At 40.7% G+C, this 22,775-nt stretch carries 17 protein-coding genes and 1 CRISPR repeat array; of the genes, 5 read left to right on the top strand and 12 right to left on the bottom strand.

The window, feature by feature from the left end:
• Positions 1 to 138: 138 nt before the first annotated feature.
• Positions 139 to 603 (top strand): hypothetical protein, encoded by a 465-nt coding sequence (locus J0L60_13405; protein MBN8547122.1) that lies wholly within the window; start codon positions 139 to 141, stop codon positions 601 to 603.
• Positions 604 to 607: 4 nt separating this feature from the next.
• On the opposite strand, the gene J0L60_13400 is transcribed toward J0L60_13405, so the two are convergent.
• The 8 genes from J0L60_13400 to cas8b all read right to left on the bottom strand — a co-directional run bounded on the left by J0L60_13400 (position 608) and on the right by cas8b (position 15,817).
• Positions 608 to 2,047, bottom strand: a complete 1,440-nt coding sequence (locus tag J0L60_13400) for a T9SS type A sorting domain-containing protein (protein MBN8547121.1) — start codon at positions 2,045 to 2,047, stop codon at positions 608 to 610.
• Positions 2,048 to 2,170: 123 nt separating this feature from the next.
• The gene (locus J0L60_13395) at positions 2,171 to 3,364 is read right to left on the bottom strand and encodes an L-serine ammonia-lyase (protein MBN8547120.1); all 1,194 of its coding nucleotides are present in this window, start codon (positions 3,362 to 3,364) and stop codon (positions 2,171 to 2,173) included.
• 88 nt (positions 3,365 to 3,452) lie between these two features.
• Positions 3,453 to 8,747: a CRISPR direct-repeat array (repeat unit 37 nt; unit sequence GTTTCAATCCTTGTTATGATGGAATTGGCTCACGAAG).
• A 27-nt stretch (positions 8,748 to 8,774) separates the two neighbouring features.
• Positions 8,775 to 9,143: a CRISPR-associated endonuclease Cas1 gene (locus J0L60_13390; protein ID MBN8547119.1), complete on the bottom strand. Its 369-nt coding sequence runs from the start codon at positions 9,141 to 9,143 to the stop codon at positions 8,775 to 8,777.
• Entirely contained in the window at positions 9,127 to 9,813 is a 687-nt protein-coding gene (locus J0L60_13385; GenBank protein MBN8547118.1) for a DNA repair protein, read from the bottom strand. Before J0L60_13385 ends, J0L60_13390 begins: the two co-directional genes overlap by 17 nt.
• Positions 9,810 to 12,227, bottom strand: a complete 2,418-nt coding sequence (cas3, locus tag J0L60_13380; GenBank protein MBN8547117.1) for a CRISPR-associated helicase Cas3' — start codon at positions 12,225 to 12,227, stop codon at positions 9,810 to 9,812. Before cas3 ends, J0L60_13385 begins: the two co-directional genes overlap by 4 nt.
• Positions 12,205 to 12,957: a type I-B CRISPR-associated protein Cas5 gene (gene cas5b / locus J0L60_13375; GenBank protein MBN8547116.1), complete on the bottom strand. Its 753-nt coding sequence runs from the start codon at positions 12,955 to 12,957 to the stop codon at positions 12,205 to 12,207. The genes cas3 and cas5b overlap by 23 nt, the downstream gene beginning before the upstream one ends.
• An 18-nt stretch (positions 12,958 to 12,975) precedes the next feature.
• Positions 12,976 to 13,914 carry a type I-B CRISPR-associated protein Cas7/Csh2 gene (gene cas7b, locus J0L60_13370; GenBank protein MBN8547115.1) on the bottom strand — a complete coding sequence of 313 codons (939 nt, stop codon included), beginning with the start codon at positions 13,912 to 13,914 and terminating at the stop codon, positions 12,976 to 12,978.
• On the bottom strand, positions 13,907 to 15,817 hold the full coding sequence (gene cas8b, locus J0L60_13365; protein MBN8547114.1) for a type I-B CRISPR-associated protein Cas8b/Csh1: 1,911 nt from the start codon (positions 15,815 to 15,817) through the stop codon (positions 13,907 to 13,909). The genes cas7b and cas8b overlap by 8 nt, the downstream gene beginning before the upstream one ends.
• A gap of 281 nt (positions 15,818 to 16,098) precedes the next feature.
• On the opposite strand from cas8b, the gene J0L60_13360 reads away from it, so the two are divergent.
• Positions 16,099 to 17,022 carry an NAD-dependent epimerase/dehydratase family protein gene (locus tag J0L60_13360; protein MBN8547113.1) on the top strand — a complete coding sequence of 308 codons (924 nt, stop codon included), beginning with the start codon at positions 16,099 to 16,101 and terminating at the stop codon, positions 17,020 to 17,022.
• An 82-nt stretch (positions 17,023 to 17,104) separates the two neighbouring features.
• Here J0L60_13360 and J0L60_13355 read toward each other — a convergent pair whose 3' ends face one another.
• On the bottom strand, positions 17,105 to 17,443 hold the full coding sequence (locus J0L60_13355) for a helix-turn-helix transcriptional regulator (protein ID MBN8547112.1): 339 nt from the start codon (positions 17,441 to 17,443) through the stop codon (positions 17,105 to 17,107).
• 123 nt (positions 17,444 to 17,566) lie between these two features.
• Between J0L60_13355 and J0L60_13350 the strand changes: the two genes are divergently transcribed.
• From J0L60_13350 to J0L60_13340, 3 genes are read left to right on the top strand one after another with little or no spacing between them, the layout of a single operon-like run.
• Positions 17,567 to 18,313: a type 1 glutamine amidotransferase domain-containing protein gene (locus J0L60_13350; protein ID MBN8547111.1), complete on the top strand. Its 747-nt coding sequence runs from the start codon at positions 17,567 to 17,569 to the stop codon at positions 18,311 to 18,313.
• A gap of 2 nt (positions 18,314 to 18,315) precedes the next feature.
• Positions 18,316 to 18,918 (top strand): DUF1211 domain-containing protein, encoded by a 603-nt coding sequence (locus tag J0L60_13345; GenBank protein ID MBN8547110.1) that lies wholly within the window; start codon positions 18,316 to 18,318, stop codon positions 18,916 to 18,918.
• Between the two features lies 1 nt (position 18,919).
• On the top strand, positions 18,920 to 19,537 hold the full coding sequence (locus J0L60_13340) for an NAD(P)-binding domain-containing protein (protein ID MBN8547109.1): 618 nt from the start codon (positions 18,920 to 18,922) through the stop codon (positions 19,535 to 19,537).
• A 1-nt stretch (position 19,538) separates the two neighbouring features.
• Here the strand turns inward: J0L60_13340 and J0L60_13335 are convergent, their stop codons facing one another.
• The 3 genes from J0L60_13335 to J0L60_13325 form a co-directional block, all read right to left on the bottom strand.
• The gene (locus J0L60_13335) at positions 19,539 to 20,870 is read right to left on the bottom strand and encodes a U32 family peptidase C-terminal domain-containing protein (GenBank protein ID MBN8547108.1); all 1,332 of its coding nucleotides are present in this window, start codon (positions 20,868 to 20,870) and stop codon (positions 19,539 to 19,541) included.
• Between the two features lie 44 nt (positions 20,871 to 20,914).
• Positions 20,915 to 22,006 carry a Fic family protein gene (locus J0L60_13330; GenBank protein MBN8547107.1) on the bottom strand — a complete coding sequence of 364 codons (1,092 nt, stop codon included), beginning with the start codon at positions 22,004 to 22,006 and terminating at the stop codon, positions 20,915 to 20,917.
• A 346-nt stretch (positions 22,007 to 22,352) separates the two neighbouring features.
• Positions 22,353 to 22,715, bottom strand: coding sequence for a cupin domain-containing protein (locus J0L60_13325; GenBank protein MBN8547106.1), 363 nt, complete (start codon positions 22,713 to 22,715; stop codon positions 22,353 to 22,355).
• Positions 22,716 to 22,775: the final 60 nt, after the last annotated feature.

Raw genomic sequence — 22,775 nt, 5'->3', positions numbered from 1 at the left:
TTGAGGGTTGAAGGATGATGGTTGAAAGGTGAGGGCTGAGGGTTGAAGGATGAAAAGTACAATAAATGTTGTCAGATTAAATTTTGAGTGCTAAATTGGTAATGCTAATTATTGACAAATTTCCTCAGGAGTTTTTGGATGCCGGAGAGTGTTGAAGAATTACGGGAGTTAAAAGAACAATTAAAAAAAACAGTGGATGAACTTCTCAGTCTTCGAAACAGACTGGCAGAATATGATTCGGAGTTTATATCAAAATTTGATGAACTCGAGCTGGACATAAACAGACTCTCTTATTTGCAGGGCGATGAGAAGGAGCCACTAAAGAAAAAACTTCTCTTCGATATTGAACAATTTAAATTAAGAATTGCCGGTGTTGTCGAGGGTCTCGATGCATTTCTGACGAGACATGAAACGGAATTCGGAGGGGTCGCCGGTATTTTGGCTGAGTCAAAGCCAATCTGTCCCGCTGATCTTGGATATACATTCAAAACCCTGGAATCAGTTTACAGAGAGCATCTCGATATCTTCGCAGGAATGAAAGAAATTTACGAAAAATACATCCGTACGCTTCAGGAAAAAAAGACTGTGGTAAAGGGGAAATAGCCTCCTACGGCAGACAGATCATTTTCCCGGTCAGTGTCAGGCTGTTCCAGTTGAGTTTGTAGATGTAATTCCCCGCAGGTAAATTTTGCGGATTAAATTTCACCGAATAGTTTCCGGCTTCAAGGGATTTTTCGAGAAGTGTCGTCACTTCCCTTCCGAGAATATCGTAAATTGTCACAACCACATTCCCTGCTGATGGTATCTCAAAATCAATATTCGTTTGAGCATCACTGCTGCCTGAGAAAAATGGATTGGGGTAGTTTTGATTGAGAGAAAATCCTGCCGGCAGGCTGGTGGAAATTTCTACCACATTCGAATATTCCTTTGTTCCATCGTTGTCATTTTGTCGTAATCTGTAGTAGAGACTCCCGTTGTAGTTCGTCCGGTCTGTAAACTCATAATATTTTGGAGAACTGCTTGTGTTGTGCCCTTCAACAAATCCGATGTTCCGCCACTCTTTATTATTCTCCGACCTCTGCACATCGAAACCGAGATTATTAATTTCCGTTGCAGTCTGCCATTTCAATGTGACTCCGTCATTCGATCTTTTTCCTGTAAACGATACAAGTTCTACCGGCAATGGAGTGTCAAAAAGGAAACTCGCCATCACGGGGATGTGGTCAGAAGCATAATGAATGCCGTCCGCAACTATCTGACCCACCGCAGTATTCGGAGTCCTGTTAATAGAGTCATTAAAGTGGTTACCGTCATTTCCGTAAGCGATATATGAACCCGGAACAAAACTGACGCCCCCAAAATCTTTAGCCTTTTGACTCATCAAAATCAGGTCAAATCTGTCGTCCATACCTCCTGTGGCACCACCTCCGAAAGATCTTGTTCTTGGAGACTGTGTATGATATCTCGCAAAGTTTGCATTGTTCCAGGTGCCCGACATCGAGTCCTTCAGGTAATCGATAAAATAACCGCTCGTCGCAGTGCTTAGCAATTTAATATATGCAGGTTCAGTAGAGCCATAGAAATTAAAATCCCCCAGCACAATAAAATTTGCTCCGGCGTGAAGTCTGTCTGTCACTTTTCTCAGACTGTCCACTTCCCTGGCTCTTTGATCTCTATCGGCTTGTGTATCGCTTGCCTTCAAATGAACGGCGTAAATAATCAGAGTATCGAGAGTCGTGGTCGTAGTCACTATAAACTGGCTGATATCCCTTAGTTCCGTTTTAATTGGAGTATTTGAAATGAAATTGAATTTCGATGACTTAAAAAATATCGCATGATCCGAATCAGGGCCATCGATAAACGCACCGGCTTGATACCCGGTTGAAACTTTTTTTATAACAGAATCACGGAAAGTGTTAAAATCAGTAGTGGAGCCCAGTTCGCCCGCAACAAGAATATCTGGATCAGCCGCAGAAATTACAGCTCTGAAGTGAGGATTTCTTATCGCACCCGTTGAACCCGGGTAGTTGAGGGTGTTCCATGTCATAATTTTTGCTGTTAACTGAGGGAAAGCGGTAGCAGTAAGGCAAAAAACCAAAAGAAGTGAAAGGTGTTTCAGAAAAACTCCGTGGATAAAGATCAAAAAAAAGTGCGTAAACTTACTAATTTTCTATGAATAAAAGAGAGCCATGCCCCCCTCTGAAGTTTCCTTGTATATCGAGGGGATGTCATGCCCCGTCTGCTTCATCGTTTTCACAATTTTATCGAACGAAACGAGGTGCTGCCCGTCGGAGAGAAGGGAGAATGTAGCCGTGTTGAAAGCCCTTTCGGCAGCGAAGGCATTTCTTTCGATACAGGGAACCTGAACGAGCCCCATTATCGGGTCGCAGGTTAGGCCGAGGTGGTGCTCAATCCCCATTTCCGCTGCATATTCTATCTGAAGTGGTGTCCCACCGAGAAGCTGAGTGGCAGCCGCACTTGCCATCGCACATGCGGTTCCTACTTCCCCCTGGCAACCGACTTTTGCACCCGAAATTGATGCATTGTGTTTTACCAGATTTCCCACAAGTCCCGCTGTTGCGAGTGCACGAAGTATTTTCTGATCCGAAAATTCAAAACTGTCCTTCAGTCTCTTAAGCACCGCAGGCATTGTGCCACATGAACCGCAGGTAGGGGCCGTAACTATTTGTCCACCGGCAGCATTTTCCTCTCCAACTGCCAGAGCATAAGAGAAAATGAGGGTTTTCTCCTTAAGGGTTCCCGAATAATTTTTTGCTTTTACAAAATATGACGAGGCTTTTCTTCTTAAATTAAGAGGACCCGGTAAAACCCCCTCTGCCTCCAGACCATTTTTAATCGCCAGTTGCATCACTTCCCAAACATTCGCCAGGTGGTCATAGATATCCTTTCCCTCCACTTGCTCAACATATTCCCAGAACGACCTGCCCGTCTGCTTTGTCCATTTCAGAATATCGTTCATTGTATTGTGCGGATAAATAGAGTCTTCTGTCGGATCATGATCATCATCTATAATCTTCCCGCCACCAACCGAGTAAACACGCCAGGAATCGATAATTTTACCATCAGCATCATATGCTTCGAGGGTTAAAGCATTCGGGTGTTTCGCAAGAATATCCTCCGGTTTCCACAGAATTTCAGTCTTTTCGGGGGATAAAACCTCCATAATCGCCTTATCTGTCAGGTGTCCTCTTCCCGTGGCTGCAAGAGAGCCATGGAGTGTTACCCTGAAGCGGGATGCATCAATATTTTTCTCTTTGAAGATCTCAGCAGCTTTTCTCGGACCCATCGTGTGGCTGCTCGAGGGACCAAAACCAATCCGGTAAATTTCTTTAATCGATTCCATATTTCACATTTTAATTATTGGGAAGTGTAATTTAAGGGTTGGAGTGTTCTCCTGAAAGGGGAATGAGGTGTTACTTAATGTAAAACTAAATTTAATCCTTGTTATGATGGAATTGGCTCACGAAGCTTCGCGTCGAATTGGATTTTATCCCGTTGACTGTCGTTTCAATCTTTGTTATGATGGAATTGGCTCACGAAGTATACGGTATTTGGTAGCACCGGAGAAAGCAGACCAACGTTTCAATCCTTGTTATGATGGAATTGGCTCACGAAGGAGCCTACGATGTCGCAAAAATTCGCAAATTCTTTTAGTTTCAATCCTTGTTATGATGGAATTGGCTCACGAAGAGGTATGACATCTGCCGACTTCAGCAAATATTTCGGTTTCAATCCTTGTTATGATGGAATTGGCTCACGAAGTTATCTGTTTTCTTCTTCAAATCTGCTCCTTATGGTGTTTCAATCCTTGTTATGATGGAATTGGCTCACGAAGGGGATATTTCGGGGATCGTCTTTAATTCAAGAACCGGGTTTCAATCCTTGTTATGATGGAATTGGCTCACGAAGTTTCCAACATTCAGGAAGATACCCGCTATCTCCGTGTTTCAATCCTTGTTATGATGGAATTGGCTCACGAAGTTTCCAACATTCAGGAAGATACCCGCTATCTCCGTGTTTCAATCCTTGTTATGATGGAATTGGCTCGCGAAGCTGATCGGTTTCAATGTAATATAGACCATGTTCCAAGTTTCAATCCTTGTTATGATGGAATTGGCTCACGAAGTAATTACATTTTAAGGAAAGATTATGGCAAACTTATTGTTTCAATCCTTGTTATGATGGAATTGGCTCACGAAGTATTTGAACCCTTCGAGAGGATTCTTCACTTCGATGTTTCAATCCTTGTTATGATGGAATTGGCTCACGAAGATGTAAGTAGTTAAGTAAGTAAATAATTAATTATAGTTTCAATCCTTGTTATGATGGAATTGGCTCACGAAGTAGCACATTTAATCTCGCAGAAATCTACAATACAATGTTTCAATCCTTGTTATGATGGAATTGGCTCACGAAGATCTATTACTTCAGACACCCTAAACACCTATTCCATGTTTCAATCCTTGTTATGATGGAATTGGCTCACGAAGAATCAGATTCGTTGTTGCTCCCATTAAGAACGGAAAGTTTCAATCCTTGTTATGATGGAATTGGCTCACGAAGTAGTTGTAATGATTAGCAATAACATCCACTTCATCTTGTTTCAATCCTTGTTATGATGGAATTGGCTCACGAAGAATATAAAGATCAAATTGAAGTTATTGCAAAAAGCAAGTTTCAATCCTTGTTATGATGGAATTGGCTCACGAAGTCTATGGTTTCGTAATTTTTGGCTAACAAATTTGAGGTTTCAATCCTTGTTATGATGGAATTGGCTCACGAAGACCAACACCACTGGCACGGGATCACAAAGGAGCGAGTTTCAATCCTTGTTATGATGGAATTGGCTCACGAAGCAAAGACGGAACGGAAATTTCTTACCTACGACGATCTGTTTCAATCCTTGTTATGATGGAATTGGCTCACGAAGAAAACAAGACCAACGCCATTATCCGCAAGCTTGACAGGTTTCAATCCTTATTATGATGGAATTGGCTCACGAAGTGAGTAACTTTCGTGAGTAACATTTCAAAATTTGAGGTTTCAATCCTTGTTATGATGGAATTGGCTCACGAAGCTGAAAAAATAAATACATTGCCACTTTTGACCTTATGTTTCAATCCTTGTTATGATGGAATTGGCTCACGAAGTAAGGGGACGGCAATGGAAATTATTCTGAAGAAAACGTTTCAATCCTTGTTATGATGGAATTGGCTCACGAAGTCGCAGGTGCAACAGGTGTCCATCGATTACAACCGGGGTTTCAATCCTTGTTATGATGGAATTGGCTCACGAAGTCGTTATGGAAAATATGAGCCAATTAGAGAAATATGGTTTCAATCCTTGTTATGATGGAATTGGCTCACGAAGTGTTGTGATGACATCCGCCCCCGACGGAGCACGGGAGTTTCAATCCTTGTTATGATGGAATTGGCTCACGAAGACGATATATGCTTATTTTGATGAAACACTTCATATGAGTTTCAATCCTTGTTATGATGGAATTGGCTCACGAAGTTGATGCTGATTCCGAGAGTGTGAACGCCTACAATGAGTTTCAATCCTTGTTATGATGGAATTGGCTCACGAAGTACAAAAACAGCCCTCGTATCGGAATTAATGAATATGTTTCAATCCTTGTTATGATGGAATTGGCTCACGAAGCGGGCTCGGCTACTCTGCAGTAAAGTTTATGATAATGTTTCAATCCTTGTTATGATGGAATTGGCTCACGAAGTAACCCTTCAACGGGTGGGAATCAGTATACGAGAAAGTTTCAATCCTTGTTATGATGGAATTGGCTCACGAAGCCTGTCTTATATCCGCTGTCTTTTAACTCAACAGCGTTTCAATCCTTGTTATGATGGAATTGGCTCACGAAGGATATATGCTTATTTTGACGAAACACTTCATATGAGTTTCAATCCTTGTTATGATGGAATTGGCTCACGAAGGATGCGACCTATGCACCTTTAGTTTTAACATTCAGCGTTTCAATCCTTGTTATGATGGAATTGGCTCACGAAGATACTCGGCGACTGTCCCGAGGTGATTTGCGTCTGTGTTTCAATCCTTGTTATGATGGAATTGGCTCACGAAGTGTCGCAAATGCGGAAGTCCCTGTTTTAGTCCGTAAGTTTCAATCCTTGTTATGATGGAATTGGCTCACGAAGATGATCCGTATCGCGAAAGAGGCAAAGGAGAAGGGAATGTTTCAATCCTTGTTATGATGGAATTGGCTCACGAAGCGTGAAGACTACCGATGCAATCGTAACAAAAACGGTGTTTCAATCCTTGTTATGATGGAATTGGCTCACGAAGGAAGCCTTATTTCGAGCAGTTGGAAGGGCACAAAGGTTTCAATCCTTGTTATGATGGAATTGGCTCACGAAGATTTTTACCATTAAATTTATAATAGCTTTTTTCTTTGAGTTTCAATCCTTGTTATGATGGAATTGGCTCACGAAGAACTTTGGACAAATCCCGGTTCTTTCATATCGTTAGTTTCAATCCTTGTTATGATGGAATTGGCTCACGAAGAGGAAAAAATCTGACTGAAATATGAAATCAGCCGTCTGTTTCAATCCTTGTTATGATGGAATTGGCTCACGAAGTTACATTGCCACGAATGTGAAAGTGGATCCAATATTGTTTCAATCCTTGTTATGATGGAATTGGCTCACGAAGTTATTGGCTCCTCATTCTTCCACTTCCCGAACCGGAGTTTCAATCCTTGTTATGATGGAATTGGCTCACGAAGAAGTATGAGCACAGAAAATATAGATGCAATCCTCGAGTTTCAATCCTTGTTATGATGGAATTGGCTCACGAAGAGACCAAAAGAGACCTTTGGCAGCGTTTCGGATTACTGTTTCAATCCTTGTTATGATGGAATTGGCTCACGAAGCACCTGTGACAAGCGAACCAAACCACCATGTCTCGGTTTCAATCCTTGTTATGATGGAATTGGCTCACGAAGCATATTACCTCTTGTTATTAAGGTTTCCATACTTCAGTTTCAATCCTTGTTATGATGGAATTGGCTCACGAAGATAGTCCTATTGGCAGTCGTCACATTTGTTCTGGAAGTTTCAATCCTTGTTATGATGGAATTGGCTCACGAAGTGCATGAGTTACTCAGCAGTTTCCCTGTTGAGGAAAGTTTCAATCCTTGTTATGATGGAATTGGCTCACGAAGAATTTAAGGCAAACGGCGAGGACTTGGACGGATTACGTTTCAATCCTTGTTATGATGGAATTGGCTCACGAAGTGGGCAACTTACTCGATAATTTTTGAAATTTCTTAGTTTCAATCCTTGTTATGATGGAATTGGCTCACGAAGTATTTTTCCTCCTCTGGGTATAGGTTATTACAAAGAGTTTCAATCCTTGTTATGATGGAATTGGCTCACGAAGAATATCTCGGCGGTGCTGATCTAACTTTCAGACAAGGTTTCAATCCTTGTTATGATGGAATTGGCTCACGAAGTTGTCGGTTCGGTTACAAGCCGGATTGAGAACACGAGGTTTCAATCCTTGTTATGATGGAATTGGCTCACGAAGATCAATACGAGGCAGGTCGTAACCCTCTGTCAGGAGTTTCAATCCTTGTTATGATGGAATTGGCTCACGAAGAACCCGCTCACCGCCGTATTTGTAGAACAGAATCGGTTTCAATCCTTGTTATGATGGAATTGGCTCACGAAGAAAAAATATCATTGGAGAGATAATGCTCGCTACAGGGTTTCAATCCTTGTTATGATGGAATTGGCTCACGAAGACTGTCTATACGGGCCACGATCGACCAAATTCTCGGGTTTCAATCCTTGTTATGATGGAATTGGCTCACGAAGTGTCAGGACAGACCTTGATAAGTTCCTGAAAAAAAGTTTCAATCCTTGTTATGATGGAATTGGCTCACGAAGATAAGTATGGCAAACGGTTCTTTGATGACTGGAATGGTTTCAATCCTTGTTATGATGGAATTGGCTCACGAAGTTGATCGGAGCTTCATAGAGTTTGGCAAACGGAACAGTTTCAATCCTTGTTATGATGGAATTGGCTCACGAAGAAATCATTCTGATCATAACCGCCGTATGCTGCAAGTTTCAATCCTTGTTATGATGGAATTGGCTCACGAAGCTGAATTGTGTACGGGGGTAAACTTGTAATCTCGAGTTTCAATCCTTGTTATGATGGAATTGGCTCACGAAGTTTTAGGTTCGAGTTCAAAAGACCGTTAAGGGTTTGTTTCAATCCTTGTTATGATGGAATTGGCTCACGAAGTTTAATCCTCTCGGCGAACTTCATTGATGCAATCGGGTTTCAATCCTTGTTATGATGGAATTGGCTCACGAAGTTTGGTTAGCTCAAGACAAAGGAACCGGAAAAGAGAGTTTCAATCCTTGTTATGATGGAATTGGCTCACGAAGTTGATTATTTGTTTAGTCAACCCTTCAACTTTGAGAAGTTTCAATCCTTGTTATGATGGAATTGGCTCACGAAGCCTTCTGGAAGTAAGATCAGGTTTTTCCATGCTTACGTTTCAATCCTTGTTATGATGGAATTGGCTCACGAAGGCTCCTATTAGTTTATTATTAATAGGCACTGGAAAAGTTTCAATCCTTGTTATGATGGAATTGGCTCACGAAGTGTTACTTACTGCAACTATTTTTACAGCAGGATTACTGTTTCAATCCTTGTTATGATGGAATTGGCTCACGAAGCAGATTCACTGATGAGACTTTATAAGTCTAAACCAGAAATTCAATTCTGTTTCCCGTTTTTGCGACAAGCCAGGCTTTAACGAAATCAAGCCCTTTTCCGGAGACGGAAGCAAACAGTTGTGCCTTCCTGATTTTGGTCGTCGAACCTAATCCCGGGAACCAAACCCTCCCGACAGGGTCATTAAATCTGTCGAGGAAAATGATGTCGATGTTATTTTTTAGAGCGAGTTCAGTGGCAGCACCGGAAATTGCTGCCCCCTGATTAAGAGAGAGGGTTGTAATCTTTTTGGGTGAAAAAAGCCTTTTAACCTCACTTCCGCTGCTTCGTAGGATGATCTCAAACATTTCATCTTTAACATGTATGTATGCACCATATGAATCAATCGTAAGATACAAGTTCGGAACCTTTCTCTTTGATTGAACCAAATCCTCTGGATACTGCTTTGCCTATACCGATTAGTGGAGGCAGAAGCACATTTGAGGTAAACTCACCTTTAAATACCAACATCCTGTTGTCCTTAAAATTTGAATGGTCTCCCCGGACATCAACAATCGCCATGATTTGTTTTTCTTCATGATGGCCGAGAGATTTGAACAAACTTAAAAAATTGCCCGTCAGAATCTTCCGGAGAAAATCCTGTCTCTCAAGAGCGTGAGTAATAGCCATGTATTTCCTGAAATTTTCGTCATTAAGTGCCATCCAGTTTGTCAAAAACTCGTAAGAATGAAGTTCATCATCCACTCCAAGATATCTCATGTCTGACCCCAGATACTTTTCCCTGACTGCAATTCGTTCATCATCCACAAGAAATTCTTTGATATCCAAAAATATTTCACGAAGCAGCCTGGCTCCTTCATCAAGACCCACTATGAAAGGTTGTTCTTCAATAACTTTATACTGAACAAGCGGATATTTATATCTTAAGGTCCCATCCTCAAAATGATTGTGGAGCAGCGGAGAGACCTCTCTAAAAACATTCCCGATGTAGCCCCTTAGTTTGACTGCATCTCTTTTTCTTAGTTTGACATCCGGGCAGTGAAAGACGGTGTAGTCAATTTTTTTCATAAAACCGCCGAAGTGTTTTTGACAAATCCCCTGTTCCTCCTGAAATCATCGGGTGAGTAAGAATAAAAACTGTCACCATAATCAGGATTCCAAACTTGAAAACCAAATTCTGGTTCTCTGTTGAAGACATTCATCCTCTCATCATCTTTTACTGATACATTTATTACAAATTCGTAGAATCTTGACTTGATAAAAGCGAATTTGTTCTTCTTTTCGTATATGGGGATGTTCTCTTTCATAATTTCCTGAAATTTCGTCCAAACGGATATTGCTTCTTCATTTAATAACAGGAACACAGGTACCTGAAATTTTGACTCCTCAATTAATGTGAATTTCCCAGTGTTTTCAAATTCAAGGGAAGATACAGCATTCAGATATTCACAACCCAAATTTGTTGAAAAACTTTTAAGTGCTGTAAAATATTCACGAATCAGCTCCAGATAGTGGTTTTCGCTCACCCCGCCTTCACCAATTTTCGAGTTAAAAATCTGCCTTGATGCCTGCATAAGTTCACTTCCATAAATTAATGAACTTTTATCTTCCTTTCCTTCAAACGCAAAAATATAGACAGAAGAGGGGCTTTTGTTAAGATTATAACGATTTGCCCTTCCTGCCCCCTGAAGTACTGAATCCACGGGGGCAACCTCACGAAATACTGTATCAAAAGAGATATCAACTCCTGCTTCTATAAGCTGAGTTGAGACGAGGATCTTCCTGGTGTTTTCATCATGTTTCTTTATCTCATCTATTATTATTTTTCTCTCAAACGGTGAAACTGAAGAAGAAAGATAAAAGAGTGAATCATCAGGAATATTATCAGAAAGGAGTTCAAACAACTTACTGCTGCTGTTCCTGGTATTCATTATTACAAGAATATTTTCATTCGGGTTGTCTGAAGCAAAATTGATGATATGTTCAGCGAAATCCTCAACCGTTCTGAAGGGAGAAGCAGTTAAATTAAACAAAATTGTTCTGTTGAATATTTTAAAGAACCTTTCATAATCCGGGACCAGTTCTGTTATTTCATTTTCCGGTTCGAAAATTAAAGGCTGTGTTGCAGTAAGAAGGATAAAATAAACATCATAGATTTTTGCAAAAACTTTAAGAGTATTGTTAACCAGTTTCCAATATTTGTAAGGAAGGTTTTGCACCTCATCAAGTACAATGACAGAATGTGCTATGTTAGGCAGTTTTAAGAGTCTTGATTTGGAATTGGTTATGAGAGACTCGAAGAGTTGGACAAAAGTTGTAACAACCACTGAAGAGTCCCATGTTTCTATTAAAAATTCACTCTGATCAATATCGAAGGTCTCTTCATTGGCCTTGTAAACAGGTTCTGCGAGATGGTGGTGTTTTAGTATGATACCGGAGTGATCGGTCCCAATCATACCGGAATAAATTGAGAAAGTCTGATCAATAATGGAAGTGAACGGGATTGTAAATATTAATCTTCGCCCGCCACCCAAAATTTCGCTGATTTTCTGTGCGGCTTTAAAGGAGGTAATGGTTTTACCCAATCCGGTTGGTAAGGTAATGGAATACAGGTGATCGTCTGGATCAAATTTTTTCTCTATTGATTCAATTACTCCCCTGAAGGCGAGTTCTTTTTGAATGTCTATGTTTGATGAACCTGCACCAAACCCCATCTTCATCCTGTAATTCTCGACAACATCCAGTGGAACAGGATTTTCTTCAGCAATTTTACCTTTTAAAATCACATCTTTTTTATCTGAATAAAGAAGTGAAGAGAAAATGGTTAGACAAAGAAAATAATATTCTATTTTTTTGTCAGGATGAAGCTTGTCAAATTCCAGTTTTGTGAAAATAATATTCGTACTGCTTTTGAATGCCGGGAGTGAGAAATTCTCAACCAGTTCCAAAATATCAGTCTCGATTTCAGACAGCGTTGGAAGCATTTGAGAAATTATTTTGACATCATTTTTATTTAGAGCCGCAAGTTGGTCCGTCAGAATCTTCTCATCCCTCGCTCCCTTAAATACAGTATTTTCATCGGGAATATTTTTCAAATATCCATGATGCCGTTTTACTGATAGAAAGGACAACAGAGGAAGATAAAATTTTAATGTTGAATCAATTTGTTTGTCATTCAAAGACCTTTGGAGAAGATCTCTTACCACAACAGCGGACATGTTTGCATGTGCCTTCAAATCTTTGTCATATGCAGCATCTGTCAGGAGATATTCCTGGAAATAGCTTGTCGCCTTACCCAAATCGTGAAGGGCAGCAGCTACCACCACTGCCCTTTCGATAAGGTCATATGAAATTATCGAAAAAGAGGGATTGACCTTCTTAATCGTCCATTTAGCATTTTGTGCAACTCTTTGCAAATGATGACCAAGCCTCTCATTGGGATGAGATAAAGATTCAGTATCAAAGAAAGAGGATGTTTCCATATCCCGGTACCTTGTTATAGGAATTAACAAATACTTTTACAGGTTTCCCTGTAACTTCATAAATTACTTCAGCATACTCATTCGTCTTTCGATTCTTGGGTAAATCTGAGGAAGTATTTTTCCTGTTCAAAGGATCTGTCAGGTCAAGGGAAATCTCCATCGGCATAATCGATGAAGAGTATTTGAGATCAGGGTCAATCTCAATTTTTGCTCCGACACAACTATTTAGATTTACTGCTGTTATGATCTCGACCGGACCGTTGGAATTTTCAGAAACAGATTCAATCGAATCAACATAGTTCACATCTGCCGTCAACTGAGAAAGTCCCATATAAGGCTGAAAGAAGAAGTCCTTTCCCTTGATCCTTTTCTTCAAATCGCTGTACAAGTTCTCATCGGAATGTCCGAAAAATATTCTATATGACGGATTAACCACAAACTCAAACCTTACCTGAGTCCGGGTTTTAATCCTGTACATACCTTCTTTCGTGTTGATGAGGTTAAAACCGTATCCCTGCTTTTTAATCCGGTTCAACACCTGTATCGCGATAAAAGCTTTCTCTTTCAGGAAATGCTCATAATACTCTTCCCTGCCGATTCCGGCTATAGCCCCAAGCAAACCTGCGAGTGAAGTCCGCGAAGGGATTGTATAGGTCAACGGCGAACTGGTGGTATTGAATTTCCTGAAGTGAGCAAATTCACCCGAAATGTCAAAAATTAAAAGTTCCATTTTTATCTCCGGCTGGGCTTAAGCCGTGATACCGGCGACTGAAGAATATGTTCCTTTTGAAATTTTAACCTTCTTACCGTCAATCAATAAATCAAGATCATCATCTATGAAGAGAGTGATTTTCTCGATATTATCACCAACTTTGGAAAGGGATGCCCAAAGTTCTGAAATATCCAGGGAGTAGTCTCTAACTGACCGGATTTGCTCTTCATTCAGTTCTGATACAAGTTTAAGTTTTTGTCTCATTCCACCAAGATAGTAGGAGTCTTTGAAAGTTACCGCTAATAAAAAGAGGGGTTTCTGCCCGAACTTAGATCGTGAAATAAGATTTTTTGTCCCTTCCCACAAGCCTTTGTAAAGGAGCTCGAGATCATCCTGAGTCATTCCGGTTTTTTGAGCAGCTTTATCATTCACTATTCCATTAAAACCTATTACCGCATAAGGTAATTTGTATTCAGTGCGGAATGTTGCCTGACTTTTTTTGTCACCCGCAGCAAAGGCTCCCGTGCCCTGTTCTGTTACAATTTCAACTTTGTTCAGTGATCTTCCCATTTGAAATTGAACAGGACCTGTAAGTGTGATTGAGTCCTTTGGCAAAGGAATTACTCCTCCGAACACGCGAATATCAATGCATTCTTTTAAAATGGCCTCTTCCTCCGACTTAAAGTTATCAGCCCTTCTTTTACCATCCTGGACATATTTTTTTAACGGATCTTTTTCATCTTTATAAAAGACCTCTCTCACAAAAATGTCTTTCCCGTCACTGCCATTATATCCTTCGTACTCATACCAGTAGTCTCTGACAGTTCTTTTCAGTCTTACATCCGAGACGAGGGCAGTGTTGGTTTCAGGATCGAACCTGGGTCTGTTCTCGTTTAGAGGATCGCCGTTTGGATTTGCATTTTCAATGTCATATAAAAAGAGAAGTTCTGTTTTTTTCGATAAATTGTTACTCATTGCCAACTCCCGTTTCTGTTAATGATTTGAATAAAAATTGTGTTTCCATACCTGATACAAAATAGAAGGAAATTTCCGCTGATGGAGCTTTCTTTATTTCGTTTATTTCAAGATTAAAATACTCAGTCATGAATTTACGAAGGTTACCATATGCATATGCGCCGTGATATTGCTGGAGTTTGTTAAGCGCCTCAACATAAATGTTTTCAACATCGGCTCCCGATATCTTGTACCCCTTTAACTTTTTCTCGAAGGGTGTATTTCTCAGACTTGCCTGTTGAGTGTTCATAACCAGTTGTACGAGCAAGCCAAGTGTATAGAGCCCAACCTTATACTTCTGGTCAAAGAAGACGGGGTTATCAGAAATAAATTGTTGAAGCCTCTTTGTGTCAAAACTGCTCTCCTTTTTAGAAGAGTCGATTTCCTGTTCCATTTTTACCTCATAGTTTGGTTTTTCTATTGTGATAAGTTTTAAATAGTCGAGATAATACAATACTGAGATAGCATCAATTATTACTTTTCTTGGTTGCGAAGAATATCCTCCTTCAAGTATTTTTCTGTAATTTGCTCTGAAATAGTTCATAAAAGCAGTGTACAGACCTTGAAGGCTTATATTTTCACCGTCAAAAACAGCCTGAATAATCGAATAGTCATCCTTATCGAAGAATTGAAGAAGCTTGGCGAATCTGAATCTTTGTTTGAATTGTTCTTTTTGCTCCTTCTTTTTTTTGCTTTCCTTATCGTAAACAGTCTCTTCAAAGGTGAGATACTTCTCGAAAGTCTTGTGAGTATCAACGAAATCCCGGGCTTCGACAAATATTTTTCTGAACCGCGAAGGAAAAATTTCTTCGATATGTGCTTTTATTTTTATAGCGCCTGTTGTCTTGTTCTCCTCGTAAAAAAGCATATCGAGATTAAATTGATTTTTTTGCTCAGCCATGTAAAGCATCAAAGCATCTTCATATGTCGCTTTGGTATCTCCATCAAGTTTCCTGAAATCCTTAAAAATGTTGTACACAGTCTCGTAGAGTATTGAGTCTTCAATGAGTACTCTGGGAACGGCCATATAGGAACGACCATAGAAATAAAACCTCAAGGTTTCATCTATCAGACGGGAACCAAGATAAAAATCTGCAGCACAATCCGAACAGATTGGATAGTTCTTCCAAGCGAGCTTAAGATTAAAATAATTAGGTAAGTACCCCTTTTTGTCGACCGTGAAATATTTGAAAGGAGATGCGAAACCGTGAAGTTTGTCTTTCTTTTGAGTACAGATAGAGCAGACACTGTCGTATCCTTCTGAAACAGTAGAGAGAAATTCACTTAGTCCGTCTGTGGCATGGCGTACAAGAGCCCTCTTATAAGCATTGAATGAAGAGACAAAATATTCCTCACCATCAATTTTTGCAATGATTGATAAACCGCACTTAAATCTTTTCTCTATCTCAACCGACTGATAAATCGTGTAGATATCTTTGTTTATTCGAAGATAATTTTCACGCCAATACGATCTGATCAATTCAAGAACTTCTTTTTCCGGTTCATCTGCGAGCTCAATGACCCTGCCAAATACATCTTTTAGTATAGTATCTATTTTCTTGTTCTTGAATGTTGTGGTATCTTCAAACGAACCAAATTTGGTAGAAACTGTAACATCTCCTCCGTTTGAAGCACCTTTGCGGTACCCATATTCCCTGTAGGATTCCTGATCATAGGGTCGGATATCTGTGTGCGAATAAGTTATTGAAGGAGTTTCGTTAGTACGGGTAATTATAAAGACAGGAGAGATAATTAAATGAGGAGAATCAGGGAACATGTTTTCTGCATACAGCTCCCATTCTTCTTTTGCATTAAGATTATTTTTGTAAATCTTGCCGAGCGAAGTAACAGCTTTGTCGTTCATGTGTTTACCATTTAAGATTCATAATTAGTTGTTTCAACATGATAGAGTTGAAAAATTACGATATTTCTAAATTACGGATATTTTTTATTTCAATTGCAAAAAAAATAATGTTCTCGATTTAATTTTTATTCCATTCCATCCTGTAATTAATAATCCCAATCAACCATTAATCAAAAAATATCCATCCTCCATCTATCTCCGATTCCAAAATTGCAGGATTTTCCGCAAATTCGCATTCATAATTATTCATCTTCATGATTTAATTGGAAAGCGACCAAACTATGCAAACGATTTTAGGCGGTGGTGGAGCAATCGGTACTCCACTGGCAAAAGAACTGACCAAATACACAGATAAAATCAACATCGTCAGCAGAAACGCAAAAAAAGTAAATTCGACTGATTTGACTCATAATGCTGACATCACAAAAAAAGAGGAAATGTTTCAGGCGATCAAGGGTTCGGAGATAGTTTACCTCACAGCCGGACTGAAGTACACAACCAAAACCTGGCAGGAACAGTGGCCCGGCCTTATCGAAAATGTTATCGAAGGATGCAAAAAGGAAGGTGCCAAGCTCGTCTTTTTCGACAATGTCTATATGTACGGTAAAGTTGACGGACCGATGACAGAGGAAACTCCCTTTAATCCCTGCAGTAAAAAAGGGGAAATCAGGGCAAAACTTGATCTTCGCCTGATGGATGAGTATAAAAAAGGGAACCTCCAGGTTGCAATTGTCAGAGGTGCCGATTTCTATGGCCCCGGCATCAGCAGTTCAATGTTCAATCTTCTTGTAATCAACAATTTGATTAAAGGGAAAAAGGCAAACTGGATGAATAATCCCAAGGCGCTTCACACATTTACTTATACACCTGATGCAGCATATGCCACTGCACTGATTGGGAACACTCCTACAGCTTATAACCAGGTTTGGCATGCACCGTCGGATGACACACCCATAACGGGAGAAGAAATGGTAAGAATTGCAGCTGAATATCTCGGTGTTCAGCCAAAAATTCAGGTGCTTGGCAACGGAATGCTGTTTATGGCGGGACTCTTCAACCCGACTATCATGTCGATGATTGAGATGAGTTATCAGTTCAAGTACGATTATATTTTCAACAGTGACAAATTCAAAAAAGCTTTTAACTTCACACCAACCTCATACAGAGACGGTATTAAGGCCTGCGTGGATGCAGCAAATAAGTGAATAATTTTTAGCCGGCAGTTGTTGATTGAACGACTGCCGGTTTTATTTTAAGGTCATCCCAGCCCCCTCTCTAAGAGAAAACCTAAACCAGTTTATCCTCTTTAAATGCAATCCCCCACTCACGCAAAGAAGTAATTACCGGAATTGTCGTCAGACCTTTTTCTGTGATTGAATACTCCACTTTCGGTGGTATCACCTGATAAACCTTTCTGTTTACAAGTCCATCCGCCTCCAGTTCGCGCAGTTGCTGAGCAAGCATTTTGTGGGTAATGCCGGGAATGAAATTTTTAAGTTCACCGTATCTCCATACCTTGTCTTTCAATCTCCAAAGTATCGGCATCTTCCATTTTCCGCCGATTACATCGAGAGCAAGCTCCACCGGATTATTATATTTTTTATCTCTAAACTCGAAAACGGGCATTTCTCGCATTTCTTTCTATTTAGTTAGTATATTACTTTATAGTGCATACTTGATTTTAGATATCATATAGTGCTAATTTAACATATTAACTTGAAAAAATTATACAAAAGGAGAAAAAAAATTATGAGCGCGAACCTCAATGTAATGGATTCCAACAGCCCGAAAAGAGTTGCACTTATTGCTGCCAATCCCTCCGTCAGTTCCCAAACCGGCTGGCCAATTGGTTTCTGGTGGGCGGAACTTACCCACCCGTACCACGCTTTTACTGAAAAGGGCTACAAAGTCGATATCTACTCACCCGAGGGAGGTGAACTGATGGCGGACAGTTTTAGTGATCCCGAAGATGCAAGCGGTTACTCGGCGCACGATATCCTAAGCCTTGGTTTCAATAAGTCACCTTCACATTCCGCTCTGTTGAAAGACACTCCGTCGATCGACAAACTCAATGTCTCTGATTATGACGCAGTATTCCTTACAGGGGGACAGTCACCAATGTACACATTCATAAACAACGAGAAACTTCACAAACTGGTTGTCGATTTCCATGAAGCGGGCAAAGTGGTTGGAATTGTCTGCCATGCCACTTGTGTGCTCCTCAAAGCCAGAACCTCTGACGGCAAACTTCTTGTTGAGGGTAAAACCTGGACAGGTTTTGCCAATGCTGAAGAACAGTTTGCTGACAGCTATGTGGGTATGAAAATTCAGCCATTCTGGATAGAGGAAGAAGCAAAAAAGATCGAGAACACTAACTTCATCACAGGCGGGTTATTCAAACCTTTCGCTGTAAGAGACGGCAGACTGATCACAGGGCAGCAGCAATATTCAGGAGGCGAAGCAGCAAGACTTGTAATCGAAGCTCTCGGTGTATAACCATGGGAAAAACAAGACTTGAAGCATTCAGTGATGGTGTGATAGCTATTATCATTACACTTCTTGTACTCGAGATAAAAGTGCCCCACATCGAAGGGGAGGTTACATCTTCGGCAATTGCCGCGGCACTTGTAAAACTGACTCCAAAATTCCTGAGCTGGGCTCTCAGCTTCTTCATGGTTCTAATCATGTGGGTGAACCATCACAGAATTTTCCATGAAATAAAGCAGAGTGACAACGGGCTGATGTGGGTGAACGGACTCCTTCTCTTCTTCATGTCTTTTGTTCCCTTCCCCACTGCCTTCATGGGTGACTATTTTAACCAGTCAACCACCATGTTCTTTTTCGGAGTTTGCATGGGAATGACAGCACTGGCGTTTGTGCTTCTCAGGTTGTACATATTGAAGAACAGTCACCTCCTGAAGGACGGGACAAACAAGGAAAATTATTCAAAGCTGATCAAACTATCTTTGATTGGTCCCGTTATGTACTTCCTGGGAAGTGGTTTGGCTTTTATGAATGTTTATGCTGCATTTGCTGTTTATGCAATTGTACCGGTATATTTCATATTTTTTGCAACGAAGAGAAAAACAATCGAGGAATAAAATGAAAATAGCAATTATTGGCGCGGGAAATGTCGGCGGGGCACTTGGCCTTAATTTCGCAAAGAAGGGACATAAGGTTATTCTTGGGACACGGGATGTAAACTCGGAAGATATCAAAAATCTTATTGCAGCCAACTCCAATATTTCAGCATCTTCAGTGGCGGATGCAATCACGGATGCAGATGTGGTGCTGTTCTCTACACCTCCGCAGGTTGCGGTCGAAATTGCAGGTCAGAATCCCTCCCTGAAAGAGAAAATCGTAATCGATGCGACGAACTCGGTATTTATGAAACCGGCACCTTATAAAACTGCATTTGAGGGCATCAAAGCGGTAACAGGTTGTGAAGATGTTGTAAAATGCTTCAACAGCACAGGATTTGAAAACATGAGAGATCCCGTCTATAACGGAGAAGGAGTCGATATGTTCTGTGCCGGAACAAGCACAAAGGCAAAGGATGTGGCTTCAACTCTCGCAAAAGAGATTGGATTTGCGGAATGCTACGACTTCGGGGGTGATGACAAAATTGAACTGTTGGAGCAATTCGCCTTCAGTTGGATAAACCTTGCGATCATCCAAAAACACGGAAGAGGCATGGCATTTAAGCTGATTAAAAGGTAGTTTACCTTTTCTTTCTTAACAGGACGCCGGGGAAAACATCTTTGTCAAGTTTGATGAAGATATCTCCGGCTCCACCGTGTGCCACCTCGACAATTTCACCTAGAGGATTTTGCATCAATCCGACGATCTGGATAAAATCCATACCAAAATCGGGAAAGAAGACTTCAAGTTCCTGACCCTTTTCAAATCTGTTTCTTACCTCAACCCGCGCCATTCCATCGGGCATCACTTCCCTGACAACTCCGGCAAATTCGTGAGTCTGCAACTGGACATTTTTCTCATACCACTGTGCTTTTTCCTTAGGATTTGAGACGAGAAAGCCCGGAATGAAACCTCTGTTGGCTGTTTTTGCAAGTTCAGAAACATAATCGAATGTCGGCTTTATTCCCTGCACCATCTCGTCAATCGCTTTGCGATATGTTCTGGCAACAGATGCGACATAATATATAGACTTGGATCTCCCTTCGACCTTAAAACTGGAAACTCCGGCATCCTTTAGCTCCTGAAGATACTCTGCGGCACAGAGATCTCTCGAATTCATTATGTAGGTGCCATATTCATCCTCATCCGCCTCGAGAAATTCTCCCGGTCTCTGCTGCTCTTCAAGGTAGAAATTCCCCTCGAGGGGCTTATAGACTGGATCATATACACCATCCATTGTCAGTTCGTCCTCTGACGCCACCACTTCATATTCGGGATTGTGGTCCTGCTCATGACCTTTATAAACCTTGTACTGCCAGCGGCAACTGTGTGCACATGTTCCCTGATTTGCATCCCGGTACGACATGTAATTTGAAAGAAGACACCTCCCTGAATATGCCATACAGATGGAGCCGTGAACAAAAAACTCCAGCTCCACATCAGGCACCTTCTCATGAATCGTCTTCACTTCCCTTAGCGAAAGTTCTCTGGAAAGAATGATTCTCGATATCCCCTGCTCCTTCCAGAACTTTGCGGATGCCCAGTTGATATTGTTCGCCTGGGTCGAAAGGTGTATCGGGATATCTGGACAAATCTCTTTTGCAAAATAAATGACACCGGGATCCGCCATTATAAAAGCATCGGGTTTCAGTTCTGCCATTGCGGTAATAGCACGACGCATTGGTTCGAGCTTGCTGTTGTGGGGGAAAATATTCACTGTCAGGTAAATCTTTTTCCCGAGAGCATGCGTGTAATCGATGGCTTCTTTAACGCCGTCAATTTTAAAATCATTTTCCCGTGCCCTCAGCGAAAATGCAGGAACCCCCGCATACACCGCATCAGCGCCGTATTGAAACGCAAATTTTAGTTTTTCAAAGTCTCCTGCAGGGAGGAGAAGTTCAGGTTTTGTCATGGTTGTAAGGTAGTCTTTATCAAATTCGAATTATAATTATTGCATCATTTCGTCACAAAAAGATCGAACAATGGTTTATTCACATAATAGATGTTTCTGCCGAGTTTGTTTTTCATCAGAAGACCTTTTTCAGTCAGTTCATTTAGATATTTTGTGGCAGTTATCCTTGAGACTCCCAGATCATTCATTACAAATTCAATTTTAGTGTAGGGATGCCTGAAGAGCAGATTTAACAGGTCCTGACTGTAAATTTTAGGCAACTCGCCTCTCATTTTGAATTTGTATTCGCTGATTAGCGCCTTTATTTCTTTAATAAGGATAATGCTGTCTTCGGCTGTAACTTGAACAGCCTTCAGGATATACAAAATCCACTCTTCCCAGTTGTTTTTTGTACGAACCTCATTAAGCAATCTGTAATAATCTGCTTTGTTTTCGATGATATAGCGACTCAAATAAAGTACGGGCATCTCCAGAAGGTTATTCAATACGAGATACAAAACATTTATGATCCTTCCTGTTCTCCCGTTACCGTCAAAAAAAGGATGGATTGCCTCGAATTGATAATGAATCACTGCCATTTTGATAAGCGGATCCACCTTGTGGATATCGGGGTCGTTAATGTATCTCTCAAGATTGCCGAGTGCATTCAGGATCACATCAGGATTGTCAGGAGGGGTGTAGGTTGTCACACCTGTCCTTGTGTTTTTCAGGACAGTTCCCGGAAGTTTTCGGATCCCGGCATCATTGTCTTCCAAAATCTGCTGAATCGCCAATATTTTATTGAGCGAAAGAATTTTATCATCTTTTACAAGATTATATCCATGAATCAGGGCTTTTGAATACCTGTGCACCTCTTTTGAGGCGGGACTTTCGAATTGGTCTGAAAAAAGATCTGACTTGTACAATTCATCATGTGTCGTAATAATATTTTCAATCGCAGAGCTGTTCTTTGCCTCCTGGAGAGCCAGGGTACTTATTAAGATCGTTCTGTTGGGAATTGTCTGTGCAATTCCTTTAAGCTCAGCAAGATACCGGTGGGAAACAGCAAGTTGTTTCAGAACCTCTTTTGTCTCGAGTTCAAATTCAGGAGGTAAAAGAGGGATTGAATTAAATGGCTTCGTTGGATCAAAAAACATATTTACATCTTAACTGAGAAGATTTCGGCGTTTGACACGGTTCAATGGAATAAACTGGTTAATCATATGTATAGATTTTCCGGTTTTTTATATATATCGAATGCAATATGTATAATTTTTTCGATTTTCTATACATATCAATGCTCATATATATAGATTTTTCGATTTTCTATACATATCTTCGACCACTCCCTTGAAAGGATGAGGAATGATTTGTGCAGTCGGGTACCGGTTCTACCCACATGCCGCCGCAAGGGCTCTGGTTAAGGTTGTCGCCAAATTCTACCCACATGCCGCCGCAAGGGCTATCGACAACTCATAAATCATAACTCACAACTAATAACTTTTACTCTTGTCTGTTCACTGTATAAGGCGAAAACGCAGGCAAACAAACGGCGATATATTCGGCATCTTCATCGTTTGGGGTGCTGTACTTAACCCACTCCCCTTTTGGAGTATGGATCGCCTGACCCGCGGAGACATCGATAAATCCGGTTTTGCTCTCCACTCTGAGTACGCCTTTCAATACCACGGTATATTCATCGAACTCGGGTATTTGAGCCGGTTCCGTCCAACCTGCAGGTGATTGCATTCTTGCGATGCTTATAATATCGGTACCGGAGTTAACTCTGCCGACATATTCTTCAATTATCTTGGGCTTGTTTCCTGCTGCCTGAACAATTGCAGGTTTTTCGATTAATGTGTGCATAATGCTCATCTCTTGTTAATAAAAGTTCACAATACAGGCTTAATCTTAAAGAATTAATAC

The organism is Ignavibacteria bacterium (assembly GCA_017302895.1).
Taxonomy (GTDB): Bacteria; Bacteroidota; Ignavibacteria; order Ignavibacteriales; family Ignavibacteriaceae; genus UTCHB3.
This window is presented reverse-complemented; position numbering and strand designations above follow the sequence as displayed.

Coding starts and splice junctions, on each gene's coding strand:
- cas8b (MBN8547114.1), bottom strand. CDS start 15,817: ATGAACGACAAAGCTGTTACTTCGCTCGGCAAGATTTACAAAAATAAT.
- cas5b (MBN8547116.1), bottom strand. CDS start 12,957: ATGGAACTTTTAATTTTTGACATTTCGGGTGAATTTGCTCACTTCAGG.
- J0L60_13335 (MBN8547108.1), bottom strand. CDS start 20,870: ATGACAAAACCTGAACTTCTCCTCCCTGCAGGAGACTTTGAAAAACTA.
- J0L60_13400 (MBN8547121.1), bottom strand. CDS start 2,047: ATGACATGGAACACCCTCAACTACCCGGGTTCAACGGGTGCGATAAGA.
- J0L60_13385 (MBN8547118.1), bottom strand. CDS start 9,813: ATGAAAAAAATTGACTACACCGTCTTTCACTGCCCGGATGTCAAACTA.
- cas3 (MBN8547117.1), bottom strand. CDS start 12,227: ATGGAAACATCCTCTTTCTTTGATACTGAATCTTTATCTCATCCCAAT.
- J0L60_13360 (MBN8547113.1), top strand. CDS start 16,099: ATGCAAACGATTTTAGGCGGTGGTGGAGCAATCGGTACTCCACTGGCA.
- J0L60_13405 (MBN8547122.1), top strand. CDS start 139: ATGCCGGAGAGTGTTGAAGAATTACGGGAGTTAAAAGAACAATTAAAA.
- J0L60_13355 (MBN8547112.1), bottom strand. CDS start 17,443: ATGCCCGTTTTCGAGTTTAGAGATAAAAAATATAATAATCCGGTGGAG.
- J0L60_13340 (MBN8547109.1), top strand. CDS start 18,920: ATGAAAATAGCAATTATTGGCGCGGGAAATGTCGGCGGGGCACTTGGC.
- J0L60_13325 (MBN8547106.1), bottom strand. CDS start 22,715: ATGCACACATTAATCGAAAAACCTGCAATTGTTCAGGCAGCAGGAAAC.
- J0L60_13330 (MBN8547107.1), bottom strand. CDS start 22,006: ATGTTTTTTGATCCAACGAAGCCATTTAATTCAATCCCTCTTTTACCT.
- J0L60_13395 (MBN8547120.1), bottom strand. CDS start 3,364: ATGGAATCGATTAAAGAAATTTACCGGATTGGTTTTGGTCCCTCGAGC.
- J0L60_13350 (MBN8547111.1), top strand. CDS start 17,567: ATGAGCGCGAACCTCAATGTAATGGATTCCAACAGCCCGAAAAGAGTT.
- J0L60_13345 (MBN8547110.1), top strand. CDS start 18,316: ATGGGAAAAACAAGACTTGAAGCATTCAGTGATGGTGTGATAGCTATT.
- cas7b (MBN8547115.1), bottom strand. CDS start 13,914: ATGAGTAACAATTTATCGAAAAAAACAGAACTTCTCTTTTTATATGAC.